This window comes from Pseudomonas sp. PvP028, from assembly GCF_017832255.1.
Lineage (GTDB): Bacteria > Pseudomonadota > Gammaproteobacteria > Pseudomonadales > Pseudomonadaceae > Aquipseudomonas > Aquipseudomonas syringae.
The window spans coordinates 336,902-361,644 of sequence record NZ_JAFIBL010000001.1 but is presented as its reverse complement, the minus strand read 5'-3'; the positions used below and the strand labels follow the sequence as shown (position 1 = coordinate 361,644).

The following is a 24,743-nucleotide window of genomic DNA, read 5'->3' as shown; positions in this document are numbered from 1 at the left end:
GACTTCACCCTCTTCAGGAGTCACCAATGTTGGAGCTGTTCAGAAGCCTTTGGGGTTACCGGGGATTCGTTTTTTCATCTATACGCAATGAGTTTTCCGCACGATTCGCCCGCAGCCGCCTGGGTGGCCTGTGGATGATCATCAACCCGCTGGCACAGGTTGCGATCTACGCGCTGGTTCTCTCCAACGTTCTGGCTGCCAAACTACCGGGCATCGACAACAAGTATGCGTATGCGGTCTACCTGATGGCCGGTATGCTGGCCTGGAGCTACTTTGCAGAAATCATCGGTCGCTGTCTGACGTTGTTCATTGATCAGGGCAACCTGATGAAAAAGATGCGTTTTCCACGCATCACTTTGCCCGTGATTGTCACAGGTTCATGTCTTCTCAATTATGTTCTGCTGTTTGCCGCGATACTGCTTGTCTTCGCTGCACTGGGCCTTTGGCCGCACTGGCAAATGCTCTGGCTGATCCCCCTGACTCTCGTAGTGACCGCCCTGGCTGTAGGTCTGGGCCTCATCCTTGGTGTATTGAACGTATTTGTGCGCGATGTCGGTCAGGTCATTCCGATTCTGCTGCAGGTGTGGTTCTGGTTCACGCCGATCGTGTACCCGGTCAATATTATTCCCGAGCAATTCAAAAGCGTCATGGGCATCAACCCAATGTTTCCGATCGTCAGTGCCTACCACGACGTTCTGGTTTATGGGCGAGCGCCTGATCTGCAAAGTATGGCCATCACCGCCGCTGTCGCAGCAGGTCTGATGCTGTTGGGCCTATTCATGTTTCGCCGGGCGGCGCCGGAGATGGTGGACGTACTATGAGTCTGTTGAGCGTTAGTAATCTGGGCAAGGCCTATCGTGTCTATGCCTCCGAGTTTCAGCGTATTGGTCGCTGGTTCGGCATACCTACCAAGCCAAGCGAAGAGCACTGGGTCCTTAAGCACATCAGTTTTTCAATCGAGCCAGGTGAGGCGATAGGAATTGTTGGGCAGAACGGCGCGGGTAAGTCGACGCTGCTCAAGATGATAACCGGGACTTTGCAGCCTACTGAAGGGCATGTTCAGGTCAACGGCCGTATCGCCGCTATTCTCGAGCTGGGGATGGGGTTTACTCCCGACCTGACCGGGCGTCAGAACGTCTATCACGCCGCCGGCCTGATGGGGTTCAGTGCTGATCAGATCAACGGTGTTATTGATGAAATCGAGGCATTCGCAGAGATCGGGGAGTATTTCGACGAACCGGTGAGAATGTATTCGAGTGGCATGCAGATGCGTGTTGCGTTTGCGGTTGCCACAGCGATCAGGCCTGAAATACTTATTGTTGATGAAGCGTTATCTGTCGGTGACAGCTACTTCCAGCATAAAAGCTTCGAACGCATACGTCAGTTCCAGGCTCAGGGAACGACATTACTCATCGTGTCTCACGACCGAGGTTCCATTCAGGCGCTTTGCAGCCGAGCGATACTGCTTGAAAAAGGCACGGTGATAAAAGATGGCAAGCCCGAAGAAGTCATGGATTTCTATAATGCCTTGATTGCCGAAAAGGAAAACGCAACGGTACAGCTCCGAGAGCTCGAGGATGGTTCGGTACAGACTCGCTCAGGCAGTGGAGAAGCCACCATCGGCGCTGTCAGTCTGCACAATGCTGCCGGTGAGCGTATTGAGTACGTTTCCGTCGGCGAGCCAGTGTCCTTGCGCATCAATGCTCAGGTTAACAGTGCAATTCCCGAGCTGGTAGTGGGGTATCTCATCAAGGATCGCCTGGGACAGCCTGTTTACGGCACCAACACGCATCATATGGGCTGCAAGGTCGTTGATCTGCAGGCAGGAGAGTCTCTGGATTACTCCTTCAACTTTCCAGCCAACCTGGGGGTGGGCTCGTATTCAGTTGCGGTGGCACTCCACACAACAGATAGTCATTTATCACGCAATTATGAATGGGTGGATTTAACGCTCGTGTTCAATGTAGTCAATATTTCGCAAAGCGAGTTTGTTGGGTTGGCATGGCTGCCGCCTGTTGTGGAGTTCAGTCGATGACCGTTCCCTTCTACCGTGCCTTTGAAGATCGTTATCGCGGCTCGCGCGAATTGATCCATGAACGCCAGCAGGTTTACGTGCCGTTCCTGAAGCCGCTGCACCAGCTTTACCCGGATGGCCAGGCGCTGGATCTTGGCTGTGGTCGAGGCGAGTGGCTGGAAATCTTGATCCAGAATGGCTTTCAGGCGCTCGGTATCGATCTTGATGTGGGCATGCTTGAAGCCTGTACGGCTTTGGGATTGCCGGTCGAAAACGTTGATGCGCTGGAAAAGCTGAGAAGCTTGCCAGATGAAAGCATGACGGTTATCTCAGGTTTTCATATCGCCGAGCATATCCCGTTTGGCGATCTTAAAGTGTTGGTTGCCGAGGCGCTGAGAGTACTAAAACCTGCCGGTCTGCTTATTCTGGAAACGCCCAACTCGGAAAATCTTGTGGTGGGCACGCAGACATTTTATCTGGACCCTACCCATACTTGCCCCATACCGCATTTGCTGCTGAGCTTTCTGACTGAATACTCTCGGTTTAGTCGCTCTCAGCTGCTGCGTCTTCAAGAGCCCGTCGCGCTGTCCGAAGGCGGGCCTGTCGATTTATTCAGCGTGCTGCACGGCGTCAGTCCGGATTACGCGATCGTCGCGCAAAAAGCGGCAGCTCCCGAACAGCTGGAGATATTCGACGCCGTTTTCGGTAAAGAGTACGGCATGTCGCTGGAGTCACTTTCGCGCCGCTATGACTCCCAGGTGGCAGGCTGGGTTGAAAAGAGTGACGCTACATGCGCTGAGCTGCGTGAGCAGTTGAATCAGGTTCAGCAACGCGGTCAGGAACTTGAGCAAATTGTGCGTGCGCTTGAAGAGTCAGGTACTGCGACCGAGACTGAACTGCGTGAGCAGTTGAACCAGGTTCAGCAACGCGGCCAGGAACTTGAGCAAATTGCGCGTACGCTGGAAGAATCGGGTGCTGCGACCCACGCTGAACTGCGTGATCAGCTCTCTCATGTTCAGGAGCAAGGCAAGCACCTCGAGAGCAGTGTGCATGCGCTGCAAAATAACGACGAAGTTGAAGCCAGGATACGTGAGGTGACACTGCGTGCCGAACTGGCTGAGTCGCGCGTTCATAGTTTTCAGTTGGGTCAAGAAGCTGCACAGTTGCGTATGAATGAATCGGAAGCGCGCTTGAATGAAGCGTTTTCTTACCTGAAAGAGCTTCAGGCGCAGGTTACGCAATTGCAGCAGGATACCGGCGTTACTAAAGTGACAGACGCAGTCTCTGCGCAAGCGCGGGTCGATGAGCTCCAGGCCCGTCTCAAGGAATCGTTGGATAATGCGCATCACTGGTGGCTGAAAGCCAACGAGAACCAGGTCGAACAAGCGCAGATGCATGAGATTCAAGCTCAACTGGATCAATCGCTGAACAATGCGCATCATTGGTGGCTTACAGCGACCGCTTATGAGGCACGTATTGCACAGTTTGAAAATAGTAGGTCATGGCGGATAACTCGGCCGCTTCGCACGTCGGCCAGTTTATCCAGCAAAGCGTCCAGAGTACCTTCGAGTCTCTTCAAGCGAGTGGTACGTTCTGTGTTGGCCCGCTCGATACGCTTTGTTTTGAACAGGCCGCGCCTACGCACGCGTCTTGTCAATAAAGCTCAGGCATATCCCAATTTTTTGAATAGCGTCAGGCAATTTGCCTTGCGTCACGGAATTATTCAGCCCCGGCCTCATGAAGTGACTCCTGTTACGGCTGCAACAGAGGCGACTGACGATGGTTTTCCGACAGCAAGCCCAAGGGTGGCGCGTGTTTATTCCGATTTGAAGCTGGCTTTTGAGCGCAAGGAAAACCGTTAATGCGTATTGTCATTGATCTACAGGGCGCTCAGTCCGAAAGTCGTTTTCGCGGTATTGGTCGCTATTCTCTGTCATTGGCTCAGGCCATCGCACGAAATGCCGGGAGCCATGAGATATGGCTGGCCCTGAACAACTGCATGTCGGAAAGCATTCCTGACATAAGGGCTGCCTTTGCTGGTCTTATTCCCGAGAGCCGCATACGTATATTTGACGTGCCGGGTGATGCGAACCCGACTCCTTGGGTGGCGAGAGCATCTGAAGTCATCAGAGAGTCCTTTTTGTCCACGCTGAAACCCGATGCGGTAGTGGTCAGCAGTCTGTTTGAAGGCTATTGGGCGAACGCAGTGACGTCCGTTGGGGCTGTGCCGGCAACGCATCAAACCGCAGTAATCCTCTATGACCTGATTCCGTTCATGAACGAGGATGTCTATCTTCCTACTGCAGAGCTGAAAGACTATTACCACCGTAAAATAGACTGGTTGAAGAAAGCCGATACTTTGCTGGCCATTTCCGATTCCTCGCGTCAGGAAGCGGTGACTCACCTAGGCATTGACCAAGCAAAGATAGCCAATATTTCCGCGGCTATTGGTGAGCAGTTTATTCCGGACGAAGTGAATCTGAGCAAAAGCTCGGCGATACTTGAGCGTCTGGGCGTGAAAAGCGAGTTCATTCTTTATGCGCCGGGCGGCTTTGACCCCAGGAAGAATTTCGCTCGCTTGCTTGAAGCCTATAGCACGCTGCCCAGCGCGCTTAAAGCCAGGCATCAGCTGGTTATCGCCAGCAAGCTGCATGCTCAGCAGCGAATGGAGCTGCTCGCCTTCGCAGAGCAATATGGCGTCAAGACTTCGGAGTTGGTACTGACGGGCTACGTCAATGATGCAGACCTGATTGCCCTCTACTCGTTGACCAAGCTGTTTGTCTTCCCGTCGACCCATGAAGGCTTTGGTCTTCCGGTGCTGGAAGCCATGGCATGTGGCGCTGCTGTTATCGGTTCTAACTGCAGCAGTGTTCCGGAAGTCATAGGGTTCGACGAAGCGCTGTTCGACCCGTTCTCGGTAGGCTCCATCGCTGCGAAAATGCTAGAAGGTCTAGAAAGCGATGGCTTCCGCTCAAGGTTGCTTACCAATGCAGGGGAGCAGTGCAAGAAGTTTTCGTGGGATGAGTCTGCGAAAAAAGCCATAGAAGCTTTGGAGTCGAGGCATTCGTCGGTTGCTGCTGATCAGCCTGACCTACCTGATCCTGGAGCTGCATTGCTGGAGCGACTGATTTCACTCTCGGACACTGCGCCTACTGACATCGAGCTTTTTCAGGTTGCGAAAAGTATCGCATTCGACTTTGCAGGCGCTGATCACAGGCAATTGTTGCTTGATGTATCCAGCATCGTTCACAGTGATGCCAAATCAGGTATTCAACGCGTCGTACGTAGTCTGCTCCACGAGTTCTTGAATGACCAACCAGCAGGCCTGACTGTTCGTCCGATCTACTTTGCGGATGGCCAGTATTATTATGCTAATGCCTTTGCCTCCCGCATCTATGATCAGTTTTCCGAGGCGACAGACGCAATTATCGACTTCGCCCAAGACGATATCTATCTGTCTCTGGACTTGAACATGCACTTGGCAAGTCAACTCTATCCGCTGCACAGTCAGATGCGGCAGATGGGCGTACAGGTCAGTTACATCGTGTACGACTTGCTGCTGTTCCACCGCCCTGACTGGTGGGTGGCGCCGAATGCCGAGTTGTTCAACGACTGGCTGCAGAAAATCAGCATGGTCGCTAGCAGTCTGATTTGCATATCGGGTGCAGTTGCGGATGAATTGAAGCAGTGGCTTGCTGACAATGTGGACAAGTGCGCAGGCAACAAGCCAAGTGTAAAAAGCTTCCACCTGGGGGCCGATATCGACAACAGCCTGCCTTCTGCAGGTCTGCCCGATGATGCAGGGGAGCTGTTGGCACGTCTGGCGCAGAAGCCAAGCTTCCTGATGGTCAGTACCGTAGAACCGCGCAAAGGGCATGCGCAAACGCTCTCTGCTTTTGAAAGTCTATGGGAGCAGGGGCAGGACATTAATCTTGTCATCGTCGGGAAACGGGGCTGGCTTGTGGACGAGCTGGTCGCACGCCTTGAAAACCATCCCGAGAAAGGCAACAGGCTTTTCTGGCTGGAAGGCATCAGTGATGAGTACCTCGAAAAGATTTACTCAGCGTCGACGTGTCTGATAGCGGCATCGGAAGGCGAGGGGTTCGGCCTGCCATTGATCGAAGCAGCTCAATATAATCTTCCAATGATTATTCGTGATCTGCCTGTGTTCAAGGAAATCGCAGGTACCCACGCATTTTATTTCAGCGGCTTGCACCCTACTGACATGAGTGAAGCAATAGCGGCCTGGTTAGAGTTACACAAGGACTCAATGCATCCAGATTCAAGTGACATGCCTTGGCTGACGTGGGAACAGAGCGCCAGGCAGCTGCAGGCAGCACTCATATTGAGCAACTGATTACTGCCGAGTCGCAGACCCACTATCAGAAGATTTGGACCAACAGGTAATTTTATATATGACAATCGGTCAGCAACACCAGGTCAAGCCAGACGTAATCCCTACCGTCGATGTCGAGGGACGTAGCAAGATCGCTGTCTTGATCCCTTCCTATAAAGTGGTCGCGCACATACTGGGTGTGATCGCAGACATTGGACCAGAAGTCGACAGAATTTACGTCGTTGACGACTGCTGCCCGGATCATTCTGGTGCTTACGTCGAACAACACTGTACCGACCCACGTGTGGTTGTTCTGCGTAACCCTCAGAATCAGGGCGTTGGTGGCGCGGTCATGACCGGCTACAAAGCGGCGATTGAAGAAAATATGGACGTTATTGTAAAGATTGATGGCGACGGTCAGATGGACCCTGCGTTGATCATGAACTTCATTAATCCCATCCTTGCCGGTGAAGCGGATTACACGAAAGGCAATCGCTTTTTTGATCTCGAGGAGATCCGGGCAATGCCGCGCGTTCGCTTGTTTGGGAACGCTGTACTGTCTTTCATGACGAAATTTTCGTCGGGCTATTGGGATTTGTTTGATCCCACCAATGGCTATACAGCGATTCATCGAGATGTTGCGAAACATCTGCCTCTGGATAAAATAAGCAGGCGCTATTTTTTTGAGACCGACATTCTTTTTCGACTCAACACGTTGCGTGCTGTCGTTGTAGATATTCCCATGCATGCCAAGTACGGTGATGAAGTCAGCAACCTGAAAGTATCCAAGGTCGTTGGCGAGTTCTTCGTCAAGCACGTTAGAAATTTCGGCAAACGAATATTTTATAACTACTACCTGAGGGACATGTCGCTTGCATCTATTGAACTTCCTGTGGGCCTGACGCTATTGTTGTCCGGTAGTGTGTTCGGTATTTCTCATTGGATCAGCTCAATTTATACCGGTGTCCCTAACTCGGCAGGCACTGTCATGCTTTCCGCGTTGCCTATTATATTGGGCATTCAACTGATATTGGCATTTTTGGGGCAGGATATTGCGTCGGTTCCCAGAAGGCCTTTTCACCTAGCTAAAACCAAAGTCAAGTCCAAGGCAGGGGCAGTGTAATGGTGTATGCGATTGCTGTCCTGTGCGTGCTGGGAATTGCTGCTGGACAGATCATGTTCAAATTAAGCGCTATTTCCTTGCAACGGGCGGGCACTTTTTTTGACATCAAAACTATCATGATACTGGGCTCTGCTTTTGCCCTCTATGGACTGACTACTATCGCATGGGTATGGGTACTTCAGAAAATAGAGCTTGGTAAAGCCTACCCCTTGATGGCAATGGCATTTGTATTAGTGCCTATTGGTAGCCATTTTATTTTGGGCGAGCGCTTTCAGGTTCAGTATTTCGTAGGCGTTCTGTTTATCATGTTTGGTATTGTATTGGCCGTCAAGTCATAGCTGTTTTGCGTATGGCACATGGCATTAAATTTGTAGAGTGGGAAGCGGCATGCAATTTAAAAATGGAATAAAGTTAGGCGCTCCAGCAGCGGTGGCGGGTATCATGGTCATGACCTTGATCGTGCTACTGGTGCGATCCATTGGGCTGTACCCAGGCGTTCTGGGTGATGAGTACACGTACAGCTCGATGGCGAGATTGATGCCTCTGTCTGCCGCCTATATTCCGGATTATCTCTACCTTGCCATCTATAAGTCCACTAACCTGTGCGGCCGCGGGTTTATGGAGTGTTCGAAGCTTTTCAATACGGTGTTCTTCGTCGCTGCTGCGCCGTTTATATACATGACCGCTAGACGCTTTTGTGGCAGTCGGTTGTCCGTGTTGATTGTATTTCTCAGTATGCTGGGGCCGATAAATAGCTACACTGCTTACTTCATGCCTGAACCGTTGTTTTTCCTGTCCTTCTGGGTCGGGATTTCTTACTTCTTGAGTCTAAATGCTCAATCCTCCTTGAAAGAGTGGGCTTTGTTTGGCTTTATCATGGGCTGTTCATCGCTCGTTAAGCCACACGCGATGTTTATGATTCCGGCATTTTGCCTGTGCATAATTTTCTTTGCCTACAAAAGCATGAGTACGTGGCTAGTCACGGGACTCAAAAGCAGTGCTGTGTTTGTAGCGGTGATGCTGGCGACCAAGTTTGTCGTGAGCTTCATCATTGCCGGCACTTCAGGGTTAACGCTTTTTGGTAATTTTTATACCTCGACGTTCGAGTCAAGCGCTTCATCTCTGCAACGATACCTCGATATCTTTTCAACGGCACCACGTATTATTGAGGGCCATCTATTAGCCATTGTTATGATGTTTGGTACTTCAGTGGCAATTATCATATTTGGCTCTATAAAGGCTCTGGCAAAAAAGTCTATTTCGTCGGAAGATAAAGTTGTTTTTTGTACCTTGGCTTTGTTGCTCAATTTGATTGTGATCGTTGGTTTGTTTTCAGCATCGGTTGCAGGCACGAACGTGGTCGAAACGGCGTTCAGGCTTCATATGCGGTATTACGATTTCATGCTGCCGTTGTTATTCATTGCTGCGGCGACTCAAATTAACGCTGTGCACACTGCCTCTTTAAAGTATTGCCGATTTATTATTGCAATTCTTTTATTGGCCATGATCGGCTATGCCGCGATGACACTGATGCATCCATTCACACCCAGCTATGTTGACAGTGCGGAGTTGCGTGGTTATACGCTAAATGTAAACTGGTTTATTGCGTTGGCCGTTTTCTCAGCGATCGCAGTTGTCGTGTGGTGTTTGTCGGCCAGTTCTGGGACTATCGTATTCCTGCTTTTCTACTTGCCGCTTTCTGTGGGAGTTACTGCTGTCCACAGTAATGCAGAGGTCAGACAGAGAATGGTGATCGATGCATACGATAGAGCAGGGCTCTTTGCAAAAAGCTATGTCCCCGCGAATGAGCTGTCTAGTCTTGTTGTGGTTGGCAATAGCGTTGCGGCAACGCTAAGGTCCCTGGTCTACATCGACGACTTGGGCGCTTCACGCGATCTTTCCTTTGTCGAAGGTGTTCCTTATACCGCGGCCCAGACGCCAGCTGACAAAAAGTGGATTTTGGCCGTTGGGGACATCGAATTCGCAAAAGATGAATTTGAAGTGATGAGGTTCAATGGTTTCTCCTTGGCAAAAAAGATGACCAGTGTTTATCCGTTGAATATCAATTTCAGGCATTCCTCATTACCTGATACGGTGATAAAAGCATCAGGGCTTTCGCATCCTGAAAGCTGGGGCGCTTGGTCGGATCGTGGCGATATTGTGTTCAGATTCGCCAAACCTTTACCGTCCAAGTTTCAACTTGTGCTGACGGCCAAGGCATTTGGTCCTAATGTCGATAAGCCGTTTGAGGTGTTGGTAGGTCACCGAAGTTATCCGGTCAAGCTGACTGCAGACAACGCGTCCTACACACTGGATATCGTCAATGTTGATAGCGCCGACGTATTAACCATCAAGGTGCCCCTGCCTACGTCACCTAAGCAGCTCGGTATGAGTAAGGATGATCGCACCCTTGGCATTGGCCTGGATCAGCTTGAGATTCGTAAGGTCGAGTAATGTCTATTGGCTGGCGGGAACTAAAACACCCGCCAGAACTCTGGAATGCTCACTCATTGAGTTGACGGAGCGTAGCTTGAAAAAAAGGACGCCATGAGCGAACAGATCGGCCAGTCAGAACGTATTTACACGCTGGATGTGCTACGTGGTATCGCAGCCTTGTCAGTGGTGTTCTGGCATTGGCAGCATTTTTTTTACGTAGGGGATCAGCCGGCTCTTTTCGAAGTGGCCCGGCAACCCTTTTTCGCTTACCTGACCATGTTATATAAGTACGGCGCGCTGGCAGTCGAGCTTTTTTTCTGTATATCAGGATTTGTATTTTTCTATCTTTTTTTTAATGACATCTCATCGCGTAGAGTCAGTGCTTCTCGATTCTTCATGAATAGGTTCAGTCGATTATACCCCCTGCATATTTTCAGTTTTGCCGCTGTCGCTCTATTTCAATTCATCTATTTTCAGCAGAACGCTGTTTATTTCATATATCAGTTCAATGACGTTTATCACGCAATTCTGAATATCCTGATGATTCCAGCCTGGGGGTTGGAAAAAGGCTGGTCCTTCAACGGCCCTGTGTGGTCCGTGTCGGTTGAAATCTTTTTGTACGGACTGTTTTTTACAGTATGCCTGATGGGACGGTGCCGCTACCTTCTCGTTCCCCTTTTGATCTTCATATCTTGGCTGGCCTACCCCGAATATCATAAACTTTCAGCCGGTGTTTTTTCCTTCTTCAGTGGCGGGTTAGCGTATTTAATCTTTGCCCGTGTCCGTAGCTTGACAGGTCGCAACACAAGCTGCATCGCCGCACTGATCGCAATGCTGGCGGCATGGAGTGCGGTCTGGCTATCGCCGACATTGAATATCTATCTCCTGATGGGCGTCGCTTTTCCTGCGTCTGTGATGTTTATTGCATCCGTATCTTATGTGCAGCCGACGCTGATGAAACGTTTTGGGGTTATCGGTGACGTCAGCTATTCGTCCTACCTGCTGCATTTCCCGCTGCAGATACTCTTTGCGATGGCTTTCGATGCGCTGGGCTATAACCGTGAGATCTTCTATAACACGTGGATGCTGTTATTGTTCATGGCCGTGCTGATTCCGTTAAGCTTTGCCAGTCACCGGCTGTACGAAGTTCCCTTGCAGCATTGGTTACGTCGTCGCTTTAACGTCTGGAGCACTAATCGTCGGGAAATTCCTTAACGCTTGAAAGGAGGCGCTACGGTAAACATTGGTATCGCATCCTTTCGCACGTAGTTAGTCGAGATCCATGGCGCGGATCAGAAAATCTTTTCCTTCAGCACGTTCTTCAAATACTGGCCGTAGCCATTCTTGATCAACGGCTGTGCAAGCTTTTCAAGCTGCGCACCATCAATCCAGCCCGCGCGGTAGCAGATCTCTTCCGGGCAGGCGACCTTCAAGCCCTGGCGCCTTTCCAGCGTGGCGATGTACTGGCCGGCCTCTAACAGGCTGTCATGCGTGCCGGTGTCCAGCCAGGCATAGCCACGGCCCATGATCTCTACGTGCAGCTGTTTCTGCTCCAGGTACAGCGTGTTGAGATCGGTGATCTCCAGCTCGCCGCGTGGGGAGGGCTTCAACTGGCGGGCCAGATCGACCACCTGATTGTCGTAGAAGTACAAGCCGGTGACGGCATAGTTCGACTTGGCTACCTGCGGCTTCTCTTCCAGCGACAGCACTCGGCCGCTGGCATCGAATTCGGCTACGCCATAACGCTCGGGGTCCTGCACGTGATATGCGAAGACTGAGGCACCCGACTCACGGTTGCTGGCATTGAGCAGCAGCGACTGGAAGTCATGCCCGTAGAAAATGTTGTCGCCCAATACCAGTGCCGATGCATCGTTGCCAATGAAGTCCGCGCCTATGGTGAACGCCTGAGCCAGCCCATCCGGGCTTGGCTGTACGGCGTAGGTCAGGTTCAGGCCCCATTGGCTGCCGTCGCCCAGCAACTGCGAGAAGCGCGGCGTGTCCTGCGGTGTGGAGATGATCAGAATGTCACGGATCCCGGCCAGCAACAGCGTGCACAGCGGGTAGTAGATCATCGGCTTGTCGTACACCGGCAACAACTGTTTGGAGACAGAGAGCGTGGCCGGGTGCAAACGGGTACCCGATCCACCAGCCAGAATGATTCCTTTACGAGCCATGAGAGTCCTTAGCGCTGGATTTCGTCCAGCATGCGTTGTGCGCCTTGTTGCCAAGACGGCATCTTCAATTGAAAAGCAGTTTCGAGTTTACTCAAAGCCAGCCGCGAATTGCGCGGGCGCGGTGCCGGCACTGGATACGCTTCTGTGGGGATGGCGCCGATCTGGTCGGGCGCTACCTTCAATGCCACGCCATTACGTGCGGCGTGTTCCAGAACGAACTGTGCAAAGCCGTGCCATGACGTCTCACCGGCAGCAGCCAGGTGATAGATACCTGCCAACGCTGCCGGGTTTTGATCTGCGCGTACTCGATACAGAATCTGCGCAGTGACGTCGGCGATCAGCTCGGCACCGGTGGGGGCGCCATATTGGTCCGCTACCACGTTCAACGAGTCGCGTTCGGTGGCCAGGCGCAGCATGGTCTTGGCAAAGTTATGGCCGCGCGCCGCATACACCCAACTGGTGCGCAGTATCAACGCCTTGGCACCGCTGGCCTGAATCGCCTGCTCGCCCATCAGCTTGCTGCGGCCGTAGACCGACAATGGGCCGGTAGCCGCGTCTTCGCGCCATTGCTGTTCGCCGCTGCCATCAAACACATAGTCAGTCGAGTAGTGAATCAGCCATGCGCCCAGTGCGGTAGCCTCTCTAGCCAAAACGCCCGGAGCTTCGCCATTGATCAACATCGCCAGGTCCGGCTCGCTCTCCGCCTTGTCCACAGCCGTATAGGCCGCTGCGTTGACGATGACGTCAGGCGCCAGCGCACGAACCGTGGCAGCCAGGCGCTCCAGATCTGCCAGATCACCGCACAGGCCATCGGCACCCTGACGATCCAGCGCGATCACCTCGCCCAGCGGTGCCAGAGCGCGCTGCAGTTCCCAACCAACCTGCCCATTCTTGCCCAGCAGCAAAATCTTCATGCGTCGCTGACCTCATACTGTTGCACGATCCAGTCACGGTAACTTCCGTCCATGACACCAGTCACCCATTTCTGATTGGCCAGATACCATTCCACGGTCTTGCGAATGCCGGTCTCAAAGGTTTCTGCAGGCTTCCAGCCCAGCTCGCGTTCAATCTTGCGCGCATCGATCGCGTAGCGGCGGTCATGGCCCGGGCGATCGCTTACATAAGTGATCAGCTCGGCGTAAGCGCTGACCGGCTGACCGGTCTTCTGATTGATGACCTGGCGCGCGGCGGCGGGAGCCAGTTCATCGAGCAGGGCACACAGGGTCTGGACAATATCGATATTGGCCTTCTCGTTCCAGCCGCCAATATTGTAAGTCTCGCCCAGCGCACCGGCTTCCAGAACACGGCGAATACCTGAGCAATGATCTTCGACGTACAACCAGTCGCGGATCTGCTGGCCATCACCGTAGACCGGCAGCGCTTTGCCGGCCAATGCGTTGACGATCATCAGCGGGATCAGCTTTTCCGGAAAGTGGAAAGGCCCGTAGTTGTTCGAACAGTTGGTGGTCAGTACCGGCATGCCGTAGGTGTGATGGTAAGAACGCACCAAGTGATCACTGGCAGCCTTGCTGGCCGAATAGGGGCTATTCGGCTGATACGGCGTGGTCTCGGTAAAAGCCGGATCGTTCGCGCCCAGCGTGCCATAGACCTCGTCTGTAGACACGTGCAGGAAACGGAACTCAGCCTTGACGACCGCCTCCAGACCGTTCCAGTACGCACGAGCCGCTTCAAGCAAACGGAACGTACCCATCACGTTGGTCTCGACGAATGCCTCGGGGCCGGTAATCGAACGATCTACATGCGATTCTGCAGCGAAATGCACCACCGCGCGCGGACGATGCTCGGCAAACAGCCGCTCCAGCAATGCCGCATCACCGATATTGCCGTGGATGAAACGATGCTGCTCGTTGCCTTCCAGCGACTGCAGGTTGGCCAGATTGCCAGCGTAGGTCAGCGCATCCAGGTTCAACACCGGCTCGCCATTACGAGCGCACCACTGCAGAACGAAATTCGAGCCGATGAAGCCGGCTCCGCCTGTGACTAGGATCATAGTGTAGGTCTCAGTCTATAAAGTAGACGTAAATATTATGTACCTAAATCTAGAAATAAAATACGTTGGATCTAAGTACGGTATGCCCGGTTTGCCAAAAAATGAGGAGACTAAAAGTATCCGATATTCAGTGGTCGCAAAACGTGTCATTGCTTGAAAAAGTTAGCCATTTTTGGGCTGGGCTTCGTTAAGCAATCGTTTGAGCTCCGATATTTCTAGGGTCAAGGTCGCGATTTTCTTGTCTTTTTCACTTTCAAAATTCGATGAGCTCTGAACGTGAGATTGTTGAGGCTCTGGAACCAAGAATCCACCATTCGCGAACTTGTTTTTCGCAACCAATTCTTGAGATCCGACCACATGGCGCACACCAAGAACATTGTTCTGAGGTTGATTTTTAGTAACGATACACATGGAGTTGATAAATTCAATAGAATGAATTTCCGATAGAAGACCCTCGGTGTCCACGTCGGCCGGAATGTTGAACTCAGCTAACAGCTGGGATTTATTTATGGGCACTCCCCAATGTTCATAGTTAATGATGTCTGTCAGTGATTTTAAAAAATTCATTGACGAGCTTTTGTTGAACAGCCCACCCTCAAATGATTGCCAGTAGCTGCAGTGGAGGTCTTCAATAATATAAATTCCACCGGTATTCAGTTTAGGAAAAAGCAGGAAGAACGAAGTTATTATGTCGCTGCTGGTGTGCGAACCGTCGTCAATGATGATGTCAAACTCATTTGATATCGCGTCAAGCTGTCGTTGAATGTTCGAATCATTTATGTTGCCGATGAGAAGCTTTATTTTTTCACTTTCGTAGTTAAGTTGCGCACAGTCAGGGTTTATGTCGCAACCCACTATTATTTTGAAGTGAGAGAATAATTTGCTCCAGATTTCAAGTGAGCCTCCATTTTGAATACCTATTTCGAGCAAGCTTACCGCTGAGGTTTCAAGGTTTTTAAATAAACGATCATACGTGTTTAAATAGATATCCCATTTATCAGATACATAGCCCTCATGCCCTGCGTAGATGTCCATTAAAGAGTGTCTGGTTTTCATGAGGACCTCTGTATTTAAAAAGTATTCCTGAAGCTTTTGCATTTACGATGCGCTTTCAGACTCTGGGTGTGTGACGTCGAAGGCACGTTTGCAATTTTCGGAATCCATAAAACGAAAAAAGGCTTTGGTTGACGATTTGTGATTTTTGTACTGCTCTGGGCGAAGCGACTTGATCACTGATTTTATATCAAGGCATTTAGGCCCTGGTATGATTTTCTCGAAAAGGCTGGTAGGTACGTAATGGCCTTTGATAAATTTCTGTGGCATGAAAAATATAGGTGCTCTTTTTTTGTAGTAGGCAAAATCGTAGCCCACGGAGCTGTAATCAGTAATGAGGTATTGTGACGTGTTGAAAATGTGGTTGAACGTAGATGTATCATTGTTGTTCACAAAACGAATGTTGCTACTGTGTGCTCTGAGAATAGCTGCCAGGCACTCTACGTGTTGAGCAGGAATAGAGTTGTGAATGAAATAGTATAGCTCCAGCTTGGGACGGCTCTTGGCGATCGCTTTTACAAGTTCTACAATGGTTGTGACATAATCAGAGCTCAAAAACTCTGCAAGCGTCGCTTCGTAAAGACTTCGCCGCCAGGTGAAAAATATGACCGCAGCGTTAACATCCAGCGGGGCGTCATTGCACCACTTATCCATTCTGGGGTATCCGCCGAGATAGATAGTGTCATGACCAAGAAGCTTAAAGTTTCTTTCTTCATAGGTGGAGCAGGCGAAAATTCCATCATTGCGGTTGCCGTTGTAGGACGCTATTTCATAAGAGTCTTTGTCGCCAGCGGAAACGCCGTGCCACATAAGGTAGAGTTTATATTTGAGCGCGCTGATATGTATGTCTTTGAGTCCGGGAAAAATAATGCCGGGAAAGCCAAAGGAGCAGAAAAGAGATTTTGCATTCAAGAAGAGCTCCTTATGCTGGGCTGAACCTAGAATGGCTAAGTGTTTTTTGATGTGCTCATCCTTTTCACGATCAACCACTTCCTTGCTTGTAATATAAAAACAAGAATCGTCCGACTTCAGCGCGTATTTAAACGCTTCATAGGCATTGTCGCCTGTCAGTGACGCTCGCTCTGAGTAAAGGCTGTACTTGGCTTGTATTTCGTTGTTAATGATCGAGGCGTACAGGGATTTGTCAGTCTGGCTGTAGTTGTTTGAGAGCATTATTGAAATAATGGATTGTTCTTTGTTTTGCAGGTGTAAAGTGTTTTTTTCGATGCGCGGGTAGAGCCCTGAATTTTTGTGATTTAATAGGTTGTAGCACGGGATATCTCCGTAGACGTATTGTAAGTCTACGGGTTTGCCTCGCTCGCTGAATGTCAATCCAGCATTTTTTTCAATGTGCTTTTTATCGAATTCAAATATGAATAGGTGAAGGCCCTGGGTAAGGTAGCTGTCAGCAAGGCCAGTGTAAGTATCTTTGCCTGCTTCTGTACGGCTCGTAGCGGATGTAGATGTAAACTCCGAATCGTTTGATATTATGAGTTCCAGGTTTACATAGCTGTGTTCGGATACAGTCAGCAGGCTAACCATGTTGCCGGACGTAGCGCAGTCTACAATTCTTAGTTTTTTGCTTTTGATGATTGGAGTGTGAGTATTCTGATTGTCGTTTGAAACAATCTTGTTATCTTTTAGCTGGAATGGAAAATTTTTGGATTTGAATATCCCATTCACAATGCCTGCCCTTTCTGGCGACAAACCAGGCAGCATGCTTTTTTTGATAAATAATGCAGTGTTCAATACGTCCATGCATTCACGGGCTGCAGGGTTCAGTCCCGCAATGGATTTGTACATTGAATGAGGTGGGTAGCCATGTGAGCTTAATAGCTTGGACATGCCCATTTCATAGTTGATAATGATATCTGTTTTGTGCTCCTCATGTTTTACAGAGTAGATAAAATCTCGCCAGAACGTGGCATTGAAAACGCTTTTTGCTATAGAGAGAAAGTAGCTCTGTATGTGAGGGGAATACAATGAGTTTCCATGCGACTGGATATTACGGAAGCCAAAATTGTTAATGGTTGTTCCATAGAACTCAGGATTGCCGTCCTCCTCCCTGCACTTGAAAAAGTCATTAATGTCTCCGCATGGACCAACGACAGAGTCATTGCATATGAGAATTTCATCAGCGTTTTTAAGCAGTCCATTTTCGTCTGCGTACGCGAAAGCTCGTTTGTAAGATCCAAAGTCGTATTCGCGATGGCGCACGAAATGTGCGTGACATACAAGGTGTTCTATCTTCCGGAACTCATCGGGCTGGATGCCGCAATCCCCAATCAATACGATCGCATCACACACGGATCTTACTTTTTCCAACAAGAATATAGTCTCGTCAGGTATTGCTCCGTCACCCATGTAACACGCGAATAAACACACGCGTTTGGTGGCGTGGGAAATATTTGAATTGTTTTCATATGTCAAAAATTTTGCAAGCGGATTGCTCAGGCCGGCTGTTCTGTTCTCTTTCTTTCCGTGGAGTTCAAAGTGCAAAAGCGGCATGACGCCATCTTCTTTGACGTCGGGATAGCTCTCTAAGTAAGTATCAGCATCGAAGTGCTCGGATGGATTGCGAAGATTATCTTTGCAGGTAATGTAATCTAAGGCAGAGGCAAGCCTGGAGGTGCTTTTGCCATTGTGGTTTTTTTGATAATAGGCGTCGTCGAAATACGTTGAGTTGTAGATTGCTTCAACAGCATAGGGGATTACATACCTCTTCTCTTTTTTTCCATAGGTCTCATAGTGAAGAAGTGGATTCATATCTATTGTTTTTACATCAGGGTAGGCCGCTAGGTACATATCTCCGCTAAAGCCAAAGGAAGGAGATTTTCCTTGCCGCCATCCGTAGTTAAAATAATGTAATGCAAAATCTATGTTAAGATTTTTTAAGTCTCTGTGGTTGCTTCTGTACCAGGCTTCATCATAGAAATCTGAGTTTCTTATCTTTTCTAAAGCGGCCATGTCCACATCGTTTTTTTCGGCGCTAGCTATTTTAATCGTCGTTGAGCTGGTCGCTGATTCATCAAGGCTTTCATTTTTTTTTGCGCTGTGTTTATTTGTTTTAGGTTTGGTCACAGTATCTTTCTCATAATTTAAATCAAGCTGGGGCGCAACCTGATGGCTACGCCTAAAAGTATTGACTGATGTCTTGAGCTAAGTGCCTACGCGTCGCAACTGCCTGTGTCTTGGCGGCATCGCCAAGCCCCCATAAGGCCCACTCAAATAATCCAGACTCAGCGCCGGGTGATAGTACGGATCGCTTTGGCCCGATTGGGACCAGCGTTCGATAAAGCCTTGCTGTTCGCGCTGGCCGCGGGCTCGCTTTTCCGGAGTCAGGTCTTTGCCGCGGCTGGCCGATTCGGCGTGGATGAGTTCGGCGAATGGCGTCCATATGATGCTCAAGCCTTGTTGTCGAATACGCAGGCACAGATCCACGTCATTGAAGGCCACCGGGAAAGCCTGTTCATCCAGGCCTTGCAGCGTATCGAAGACCGATTTGCGCAGCAGCAGGCATGCCGCCGTAACTGCGCTTTGGCGTCTGGTGATCTGATTCATACCCAGGTAGCCGGGGTCGCGTTGTTCCAAGTGGTTGCCAGTGTGCGCGGCCAGTCCATTGACACCGACCACCACGCCGCCGTGTTGCACCATGCGGTTGGGCCACAGCAGTTTGGCTCCCACTGCGCCGACGTTCGGGCGCAGCAGTTGGCTGACCATTTCCTTTAACCAGTCGGCCGCTATGATTTCGATGTCGTTGTTGACCAGCCCGATCAGTTCACCGGAGGCGTGGGTGGCGGCGTAATTGTTGATGGCCGAATAATTGAAAGGGTGAGGGTAGGGCAGAACCTTCACACCGCGCCCAGACAACTGTTGCAGATAAACCAGGGTGTGCGGGTCGCTGGACTGGTTATCGACAACGATGATTTCCAGGTCAGGATAATCAGTCGCGGTCAGCAGGCCTTCGATACAGGTGCGCAGCAACCCGAGTTGGTCGCGGGTTGGAACGATCAGGCTGACGCGGGGCAGGGTGGCCGGCAAGAGCCACTGCGTACGCAACAGCGCCGGGAATTCCGGCAACTGAGTGACGATGGCACCTGATGCAAGGCTCTCGCTCAGCCAGGCAATCGCTTGCAGGCGTGGCGCAGAAGGTTCGGCTTGCTCCGGGCTGGCGGCTGCTAAATGGCTGCGGTGATAAAGCACGTGCGGCAAATGCGCGACGACGGCCTGGCTGGTCTCAGTCGCAAGGGCGATAGCAGCGGTCAGATGATGCCAATCGAGAGTTTGTTGGCCGTCAGTTGTAGCTATCAGGGCCAGGGCCTTGTCGATGATTGCAATACTGAAGATCGCCCCGGGGGTGAAGATATCGGCCCCCATAAACAGGTCGATGTCCCATACCGGTTTCAACCACGGCAGGCTGCGCTCACCTTGCGTACCATCGCGATCACAATCTGCATAACCCCACGCGCAGCCATCTTCGAGCAGGGTGCTCAGGTGTTCCAGTGCGTGCATTCCCAGATGATCGCCGGCCATCAGCGGGACCACTGCATCGCAGCCGGCTTCAAGTAACTGCTTGAGTGCGGGCAGCAGGTCAGCGGCGCCTGCTTTGACTGACTGATCAGGCGCTGTTCGCTGGGCGTTCAGGCTCGCGAGGCTGATGGCTTCGAGCTGGGTGTCGCCGTCGCTGATCAACAGCACACCGGTCCTGCATTGCTGCGGGTGATCGTCTTTTGGCGCAGCAGGACGGAAGCGTTCAAACCACTCGGCGTAATGATGAAAGCCTGCGCTTTTCGGCAGGCGCATTGCCTGGTCCGCTGCAATCCGGGTCAGCAATGTCAGATTTTGCTCGGTGGGCGTGCGCTCATGCTGCTTGAGCAGACCTTCCAGCCCGTCGTGCCAGCAGCACAGGGTTATCGGGCTGCCGGAAAGCGTATGGCCGAGGTCATTTTCGATGTCCAGCGTATGTGGCTTACCATCAGCCAGTTCCCAGGGCAGATCAAAACTGAAGCCGTGATCGCTGGTGGCGCGATAGACCAGCGCCTGGTGATGAACATTGCACGTAGCCTGGCCCAGTACCCGACTGCCTTCACGCACGGTGATTTGCACATGCCGCTGCGGAGCATCCGGGTCCCAAGACCAGCCGCCGAGCCGCAGGCCACCGCTGTGCCAGACCTGAGACGCGATGGGCGCCGGCTCTGCGCTGGGCGTGGTCGGTAATTGCAGGTCGCCCGCAAGCCAGCAGTCACTGTTGGCCACCCGGGCGCTAATGTGCTTTGCATTATCCAGCCAGCCTTGGCGTAGCTGTACACCAAAGCCATGGAATGGATCATCCGCACCGGCACGGGGATGAAACTGGTCGGCCCGCACCAGTGAAACGCAGGCGCCGTCGACGTAGACCTCGACAACCAGGCGTTCATCCGCATGCAGGGTATCGAGCGCCCAGCCTTGCAGCACGTCACCATACAAACCGGTGATAGCGCCATTGAATCGTGTATTGCCGGGGGGCTGAGCGGTCGGGTCGGAGTTAACCTGTGGGTGTTCTGAGATCATGTCCGACTCAATAAAGTAAGCAGTGTGTTGATCGGTAATGCTCCGGCTTCATGGGCGAGCGGCCCTGGCATCGCGTACAGCGGCAGACCCAGTTCGACGGCAAGATCCGCAGCGCGCCAGCATGCACCCGGGCTGCGCTCCAGGCTCAATGCGGCTGTGCATCCGGCAAGCAGAATGCAGTCGGCCTGGCTCAAGCCTTGCGCAATGGGTAATGCATGAATTGCGCCAGTGGCGAGCAGGGGATTGACCCATGGGCCGTCCTCTGCAACGAGCAGTACCAGAGATTGGTTTTCGTGTGTGATGCGTCTGCCCAGTTCCAGCCACTGTTTGGCGATGTCAGGGTCTGAAAGGTGGTCGGCAATCAGCAGGGTGGTTGGCACAGAATCGTTGTTCGGCAGCGCTTGAGGGGCTGACCGGATCAGAATATCGGCCTGTGGAAGAGCGGCGGCGTAACGCTCGCGCAGGGCCTGCCACGGCAACTCGATGCTCTGCGCCTTGCGTGCGAAATCCGCCGAGTCGAATCGGCTGTCTGGCGTGAGCAGCGCGTCATCGCGGCAAACGATTCGGTAAGGTCTATCCAGTTGCTCGGCCAGTGCGCAGAGCGCTTCAGGGCAATTGGCGAGGTTCTGATAGATCAGTTCGTCCAATGGCAGGTTGCGCAGGTCTTGCAGCAGTTGCTCGGTGTCGGCAGGCAGTTCGTAATCAAGGCTGAACGCCAGCGGCAGCACGTTGGCCTGCAGCGTTGCCTGCGCATGCTGCCCCTTGTTCCGCCACGTGAGGCTTAAAGGCGCTTGCGATCCTGTGCTGTTGGCGATATGCAACTGCCGTAATGCCGGTGTCGACAACTGCTCGGGCAGTTGCGCAAGGCGCGCGCGTTGCAGAGCCTGACGCGCGGGCCTGATGGGGTCGCGCAGGCAGAAGTTTTCATAGCGCGATGACGCGTCCGGGTAGCGACGCTTGAGGATGGCGTTATTGTGCGCCACCCGCAGCGCCTTTTCGGCGCCGAACGAAATCCCGCCCTGATGCGCAACGAACACATTGGGCGCGCCCACATGACGCCAACCCAGGCCGCGTGCCCTCAGGCACCAGTCAGTTTCCTCGCCGTAGCCACGCAACAGTTCGACCTCATCCAGATAACCCACGCTGTCCAGAGCGCTGCGTTTGATGTACAGGCAAAAGCCGCAGCCGGTTTCGAGCTCCATGGCCGGGCTGCCAGTCAGTCGCGCCAGATCGTCCAGGCGGGCCTGTTCTGCTGCGCTGGGCATCGGATGGCTGAAGCGGCTTTCAGGAAAACTCATCAACTCGCCGTTGTTGGTGAACGGGGTGACCGAGGCGCTGGTTTCGTCGGCATAGGCAGTCGTGCGCAGCCGGTCCAGCCAGTCACCCTGCACACGGGTGTCGGCGTTCAACCAGACCACATCCTGCTTCGGGCTCAAAGCCATCGCCCGGTTCATGCTGCGGATGAAGCCCAAGTTGATGGGGTTCTGCACCAAAGTAATTTTGCCTTTGCCCGCGAGAACCTTGAGGGCTTTGCGCAGCGCGGGGACCGGCGTTGCGTCTTCGATCACCACCAGACGATGAGGTGTGCGATTGCGTTTGCGCGCTTCCAGCGCACTGTTGATGCACTCAAGGGTTTCTTCCAGGCCGTCGTAAACAGGGATGAGTACATCCACCGGCTGCTTGTCACCAACCTTCAACGCCGCAGGCGGAGCAATGAAAGTCGGCATTGCTGACAGCGGGCTGCCCAGCAGCGCGGTACCGTTATCGAAGCGCACATGCACGGCAGGGGTGGCGTTGGGTACCTTGATGCGAATACCGCCGTGAGTCGCAGGCAATCCTGCCGCAGTCAGTAACGGGTGCGGGGCGCTGGCAACCATGCTGATCAAGTGACCGTTGGCTTCCAGTTGCAACGACACAGGCGTCTGCACGTTGTGCACGTCGATGGCCCAGCCGTGGATCTCCTGCACATCAGGCAGGTAACGGACCACGCCCAGCGTGCCTGGCAATCCAGTCTGCGCAGCCAGCAGTTTGAGTACCAGAGCGAGTTCGTTGGCAGCGGTAATATCAGGAAGGTGCGCGAGAATAATGCGGCGCAAGTCTTCGGGTGTTTCCGACAGGCTGCGTGCCTGCCACAGCATCATGCGTAGCGAAGCGTCGGCAGGCAGCTTTTGCCAGGCATTACTCATGTAACGGTTGGCCAGTAGCGGCTGACCCTGGGCAATGATGCTGCGCCCGAGCAGGGCGTGAATGTCCGCACGCAAAGGAAACGCGTGCGCGGCGTTGAGCAAATAAATAAAGGCAAGCTTTGGGTCTTGCGGCAGGGCCTCGATACCTTTCCAGACCAGTGCTTCCGGACGGTATTCAGGGGTCTGCAGCGCACACTCGAGTGCCACGGTGGCAAGGTCGTGCTCATCGGCCTGGCGGTGGCGATGAAACATATCCATGAGCGTTTCTCGCCCACGGTCGAGGTGTCTGGACATAAGCTGGCGTGTTCACTTTAAAAATAAAAGAGGGGCGACCCGAAAGTCGCCCCTTTTTGCATACGATCCGGCCTTGCGGCCGGGCGTATTTGTTACAACGACGGGGCTAGTTACACCGCGCCGTGCAGCACGATAACGTTGTCGTTATGTGCTACTGCTTCTACCGAACCAACGATGCCGATAGCGACGTCAGCTTGAGTGCCGCCGTTAGCCAGGATGTCGGTAAAGGTTGCCTTGCCAGCAGTATCAGAAGCACGGCCGGTGGCGGTCAGGTACAGGTTGTCGATGAAATCGCTGTCTGCCTTGAGTGCAGCTTCATCGGAGTTCACGATCGCCTTGGCTACGTCTGCACGAGTAGAGCCGTTGAACAGGTTATTCACCCAGTTATCCAGACCAGCCTGATCAGCATTACGACCCAGTGCGGCGGCGTAAAGATCCTGGACGAACTCAGCGTTTGACTGGTCAAAGCGTTGTGCTTCGGCAGAACCAGCGATGCCTGCAGCTACGTCACCAAGCGTACCGCCATTTGCCAACAGTGTTTGCCAGGTTTGCAAGCCACCACCATCTGCGCCAGTAGTACGGCCCAGCAACTCGTTATAGAGCGTGTTGATAGGAGCCAAAGTCGAGGTGTTGACGAACTCGTCAGAATTCAAGAACTCGTTGGCTATATCGGTCAGCGAAGTTCCTGCATTGACTTGGTTAGCGAAGTTCTGAGCGCCGCCCAGATCCGCATCGCGACCGAGCAGCCCGTCATACAGACGCAGGGCTGAAGCTTCAGCTTCGCTTTGTGCCAATACGACCGTTTCAGTGCCAGCGGTGCCTACGAAGGTCAGGAACTCAGCGCCAGTAATCGCTGCAGTTTGCGCGCCGGTCAGGTTGACGTTGAAGTTGTTGCCAGCGGCGAAGGTGTAGTCAGCAACCGAACCGTCCAGCTGTACAACGTCGTAGCCTGCGCCAGCGTTGACAACGTCTGCATGGTTGGTGCCACTCAGAACAATGGTGTCGTTGCCGCTACCAGTGATCACGTTGTTGTTGCCAGCACCAGCGATAACAGTGTTGTTACCGTTGCCAGTGATGATGGTGTCGTTGCCAGCACCAGCGTCGATGAAGTTGTTCTGATCGCCACTGACGATGATCAGGTCATCGCCCGTACCAGTGGTCAGCACGAACTGAGTGATAGCGGAAGCATCAGCCGAAACAGCGATGCGAGCCTGCGAGGAAACATCGGCAGCGGCGTCGGTAGCAACGGTTGGAGTGATGTTGACGTGCAGGTTGGCCTGGCTGTCCAGAATGATTGCTTTGGCAGCAGCCACATCGGGAGTCACGTTCAGGGAGACCAGATCGCCAGGCGCACCCGCGATGGTGCCAGTGATCACGTCGGTAGTACCGGTTTGGCCAGTAGGAATCTCAAGAGCATTTACACCATCCCAGCTAGCCAGGTTTACGGTGGAAGCGCTGTCCAGAGCCAGCAGAGTGCTGATTGCGGCAGTGGTGCTGTCGGTCAGGCTGGTAGCGGTCAAGAACGAGCTGAACTCGGTTGCTGTTACCGGGGCATCATATTGCATG

Annotated in this window: 16 protein-coding genes; 8 read left to right on the top strand and 8 right to left on the bottom strand. The window is 52.5% G+C overall.

Annotation, left to right across the window (positions count from 1 at the left end; translation table 11 throughout):
* The first annotated feature begins 26 nt into the window (after positions 1 to 26).
* From JOE34_RS01645 to JOE34_RS01610, 8 genes are all read left to right on the top strand, one after another.
* Complete coding sequence (locus tag JOE34_RS01645; protein WP_004402601.1) at positions 27 to 821, top strand: ABC transporter permease; 795 nt, start codon at positions 27 to 29, stop codon at positions 819 to 821.
* Positions 818 to 2,035, top strand: a complete 1,218-nt coding sequence (locus tag JOE34_RS01640; RefSeq protein WP_003345312.1) for an ABC transporter ATP-binding protein — start codon at positions 818 to 820, stop codon at positions 2,033 to 2,035. The genes JOE34_RS01645 and JOE34_RS01640 overlap by 4 nt, the downstream gene beginning before the upstream one ends.
* Positions 2,032 to 3,876 (top strand): class I SAM-dependent methyltransferase, encoded by a 1,845-nt coding sequence (locus JOE34_RS01635; RefSeq protein WP_010424861.1) that lies wholly within the window; start codon positions 2,032 to 2,034, stop codon positions 3,874 to 3,876. Before JOE34_RS01640 ends, JOE34_RS01635 begins: the two co-directional genes overlap by 4 nt.
* On the top strand, positions 3,876 to 6,371 hold the full coding sequence (locus JOE34_RS01630; protein ID WP_024650055.1) for a glycosyltransferase family 1 protein: 2,496 nt from the start codon (positions 3,876 to 3,878) through the stop codon (positions 6,369 to 6,371). Before JOE34_RS01635 ends, JOE34_RS01630 begins: the two co-directional genes overlap by 1 nt.
* 58 nt (positions 6,372 to 6,429) lie before the next feature.
* A complete protein-coding gene (locus JOE34_RS01625) occupies positions 6,430 to 7,473 on the top strand; it encodes a glycosyltransferase family 2 protein (protein ID WP_003317157.1) in 1,044 nt (347 codons plus the stop codon).
* On the top strand, positions 7,473 to 7,811 hold the full coding sequence (locus JOE34_RS01620; protein WP_003317156.1) for a hypothetical protein: 339 nt from the start codon (positions 7,473 to 7,475) through the stop codon (positions 7,809 to 7,811). The genes JOE34_RS01625 and JOE34_RS01620 overlap by 1 nt, the downstream gene beginning before the upstream one ends.
* Positions 7,812 to 7,860: 49 nt before the next feature.
* Positions 7,861 to 9,927: a glycosyltransferase family 39 protein gene (locus tag JOE34_RS01615; RefSeq protein WP_209995054.1), complete on the top strand. Its 2,067-nt coding sequence runs from the start codon at positions 7,861 to 7,863 to the stop codon at positions 9,925 to 9,927.
* 93 nt (positions 9,928 to 10,020) lie between these two features.
* Positions 10,021 to 11,124: an acyltransferase gene (locus JOE34_RS01610; protein WP_209995053.1), complete on the top strand. Its 1,104-nt coding sequence runs from the start codon at positions 10,021 to 10,023 to the stop codon at positions 11,122 to 11,124.
* A 77-nt stretch (positions 11,125 to 11,201) separates the two neighbouring features.
* Here JOE34_RS01610 and rfbA read toward each other — a convergent pair whose 3' ends face one another.
* From rfbA to JOE34_RS01570, 8 genes are all read right to left on the bottom strand, one after another.
* Positions 11,202 to 12,083, bottom strand: coding sequence for a glucose-1-phosphate thymidylyltransferase RfbA (gene rfbA, locus JOE34_RS01605; protein ID WP_003317153.1), 882 nt, complete (start codon positions 12,081 to 12,083; stop codon positions 11,202 to 11,204).
* A gap of 8 nt (positions 12,084 to 12,091) precedes the next feature.
* A complete protein-coding gene (gene rfbD / locus JOE34_RS01600; RefSeq protein WP_209995051.1) occupies positions 12,092 to 12,997 on the bottom strand; it encodes a dTDP-4-dehydrorhamnose reductase in 906 nt (301 codons plus the stop codon).
* Entirely contained in the window at positions 12,994 to 14,094 is a 1,101-nt protein-coding gene (gene rfbB / locus JOE34_RS01595) for a dTDP-glucose 4,6-dehydratase (RefSeq protein ID WP_209995048.1), read from the bottom strand. The genes rfbD and rfbB overlap by 4 nt, the downstream gene beginning before the upstream one ends.
* Before the next feature lie 162 nt (positions 14,095 to 14,256).
* Positions 14,257 to 15,192 carry a class I SAM-dependent methyltransferase gene (locus tag JOE34_RS01590; RefSeq protein WP_003345301.1) on the bottom strand — a complete coding sequence of 312 codons (936 nt, stop codon included), beginning with the start codon at positions 15,190 to 15,192 and terminating at the stop codon, positions 14,257 to 14,259.
* A complete protein-coding gene (locus JOE34_RS01585; RefSeq protein WP_209995046.1) occupies positions 15,193 to 18,228 on the bottom strand; it encodes a rhamnan synthesis F family protein in 3,036 nt (1,011 codons plus the stop codon).
* Between the two features lie 78 nt (positions 18,229 to 18,306).
* A complete protein-coding gene (locus JOE34_RS01580; RefSeq protein WP_209995026.1) occupies positions 18,307 to 20,697 on the bottom strand; it encodes a glycosyltransferase family 2 protein in 2,391 nt (796 codons plus the stop codon).
* Positions 20,694 to 23,141, bottom strand: a complete 2,448-nt coding sequence (locus JOE34_RS01575) for a glycosyltransferase family 2 protein (protein ID WP_017277954.1) — start codon at positions 23,139 to 23,141, stop codon at positions 20,694 to 20,696. The genes JOE34_RS01580 and JOE34_RS01575 overlap by 4 nt, the downstream gene beginning before the upstream one ends.
* A 146-nt stretch (positions 23,142 to 23,287) precedes the next feature.
* Positions 23,288 to 24,742: a DUF4214 domain-containing protein gene (locus JOE34_RS01570; RefSeq protein WP_003317138.1), complete on the bottom strand. Its 1,455-nt coding sequence runs from the start codon at positions 24,740 to 24,742 to the stop codon at positions 23,288 to 23,290.
* Position 24,743: the final 1 nt, after the last annotated feature.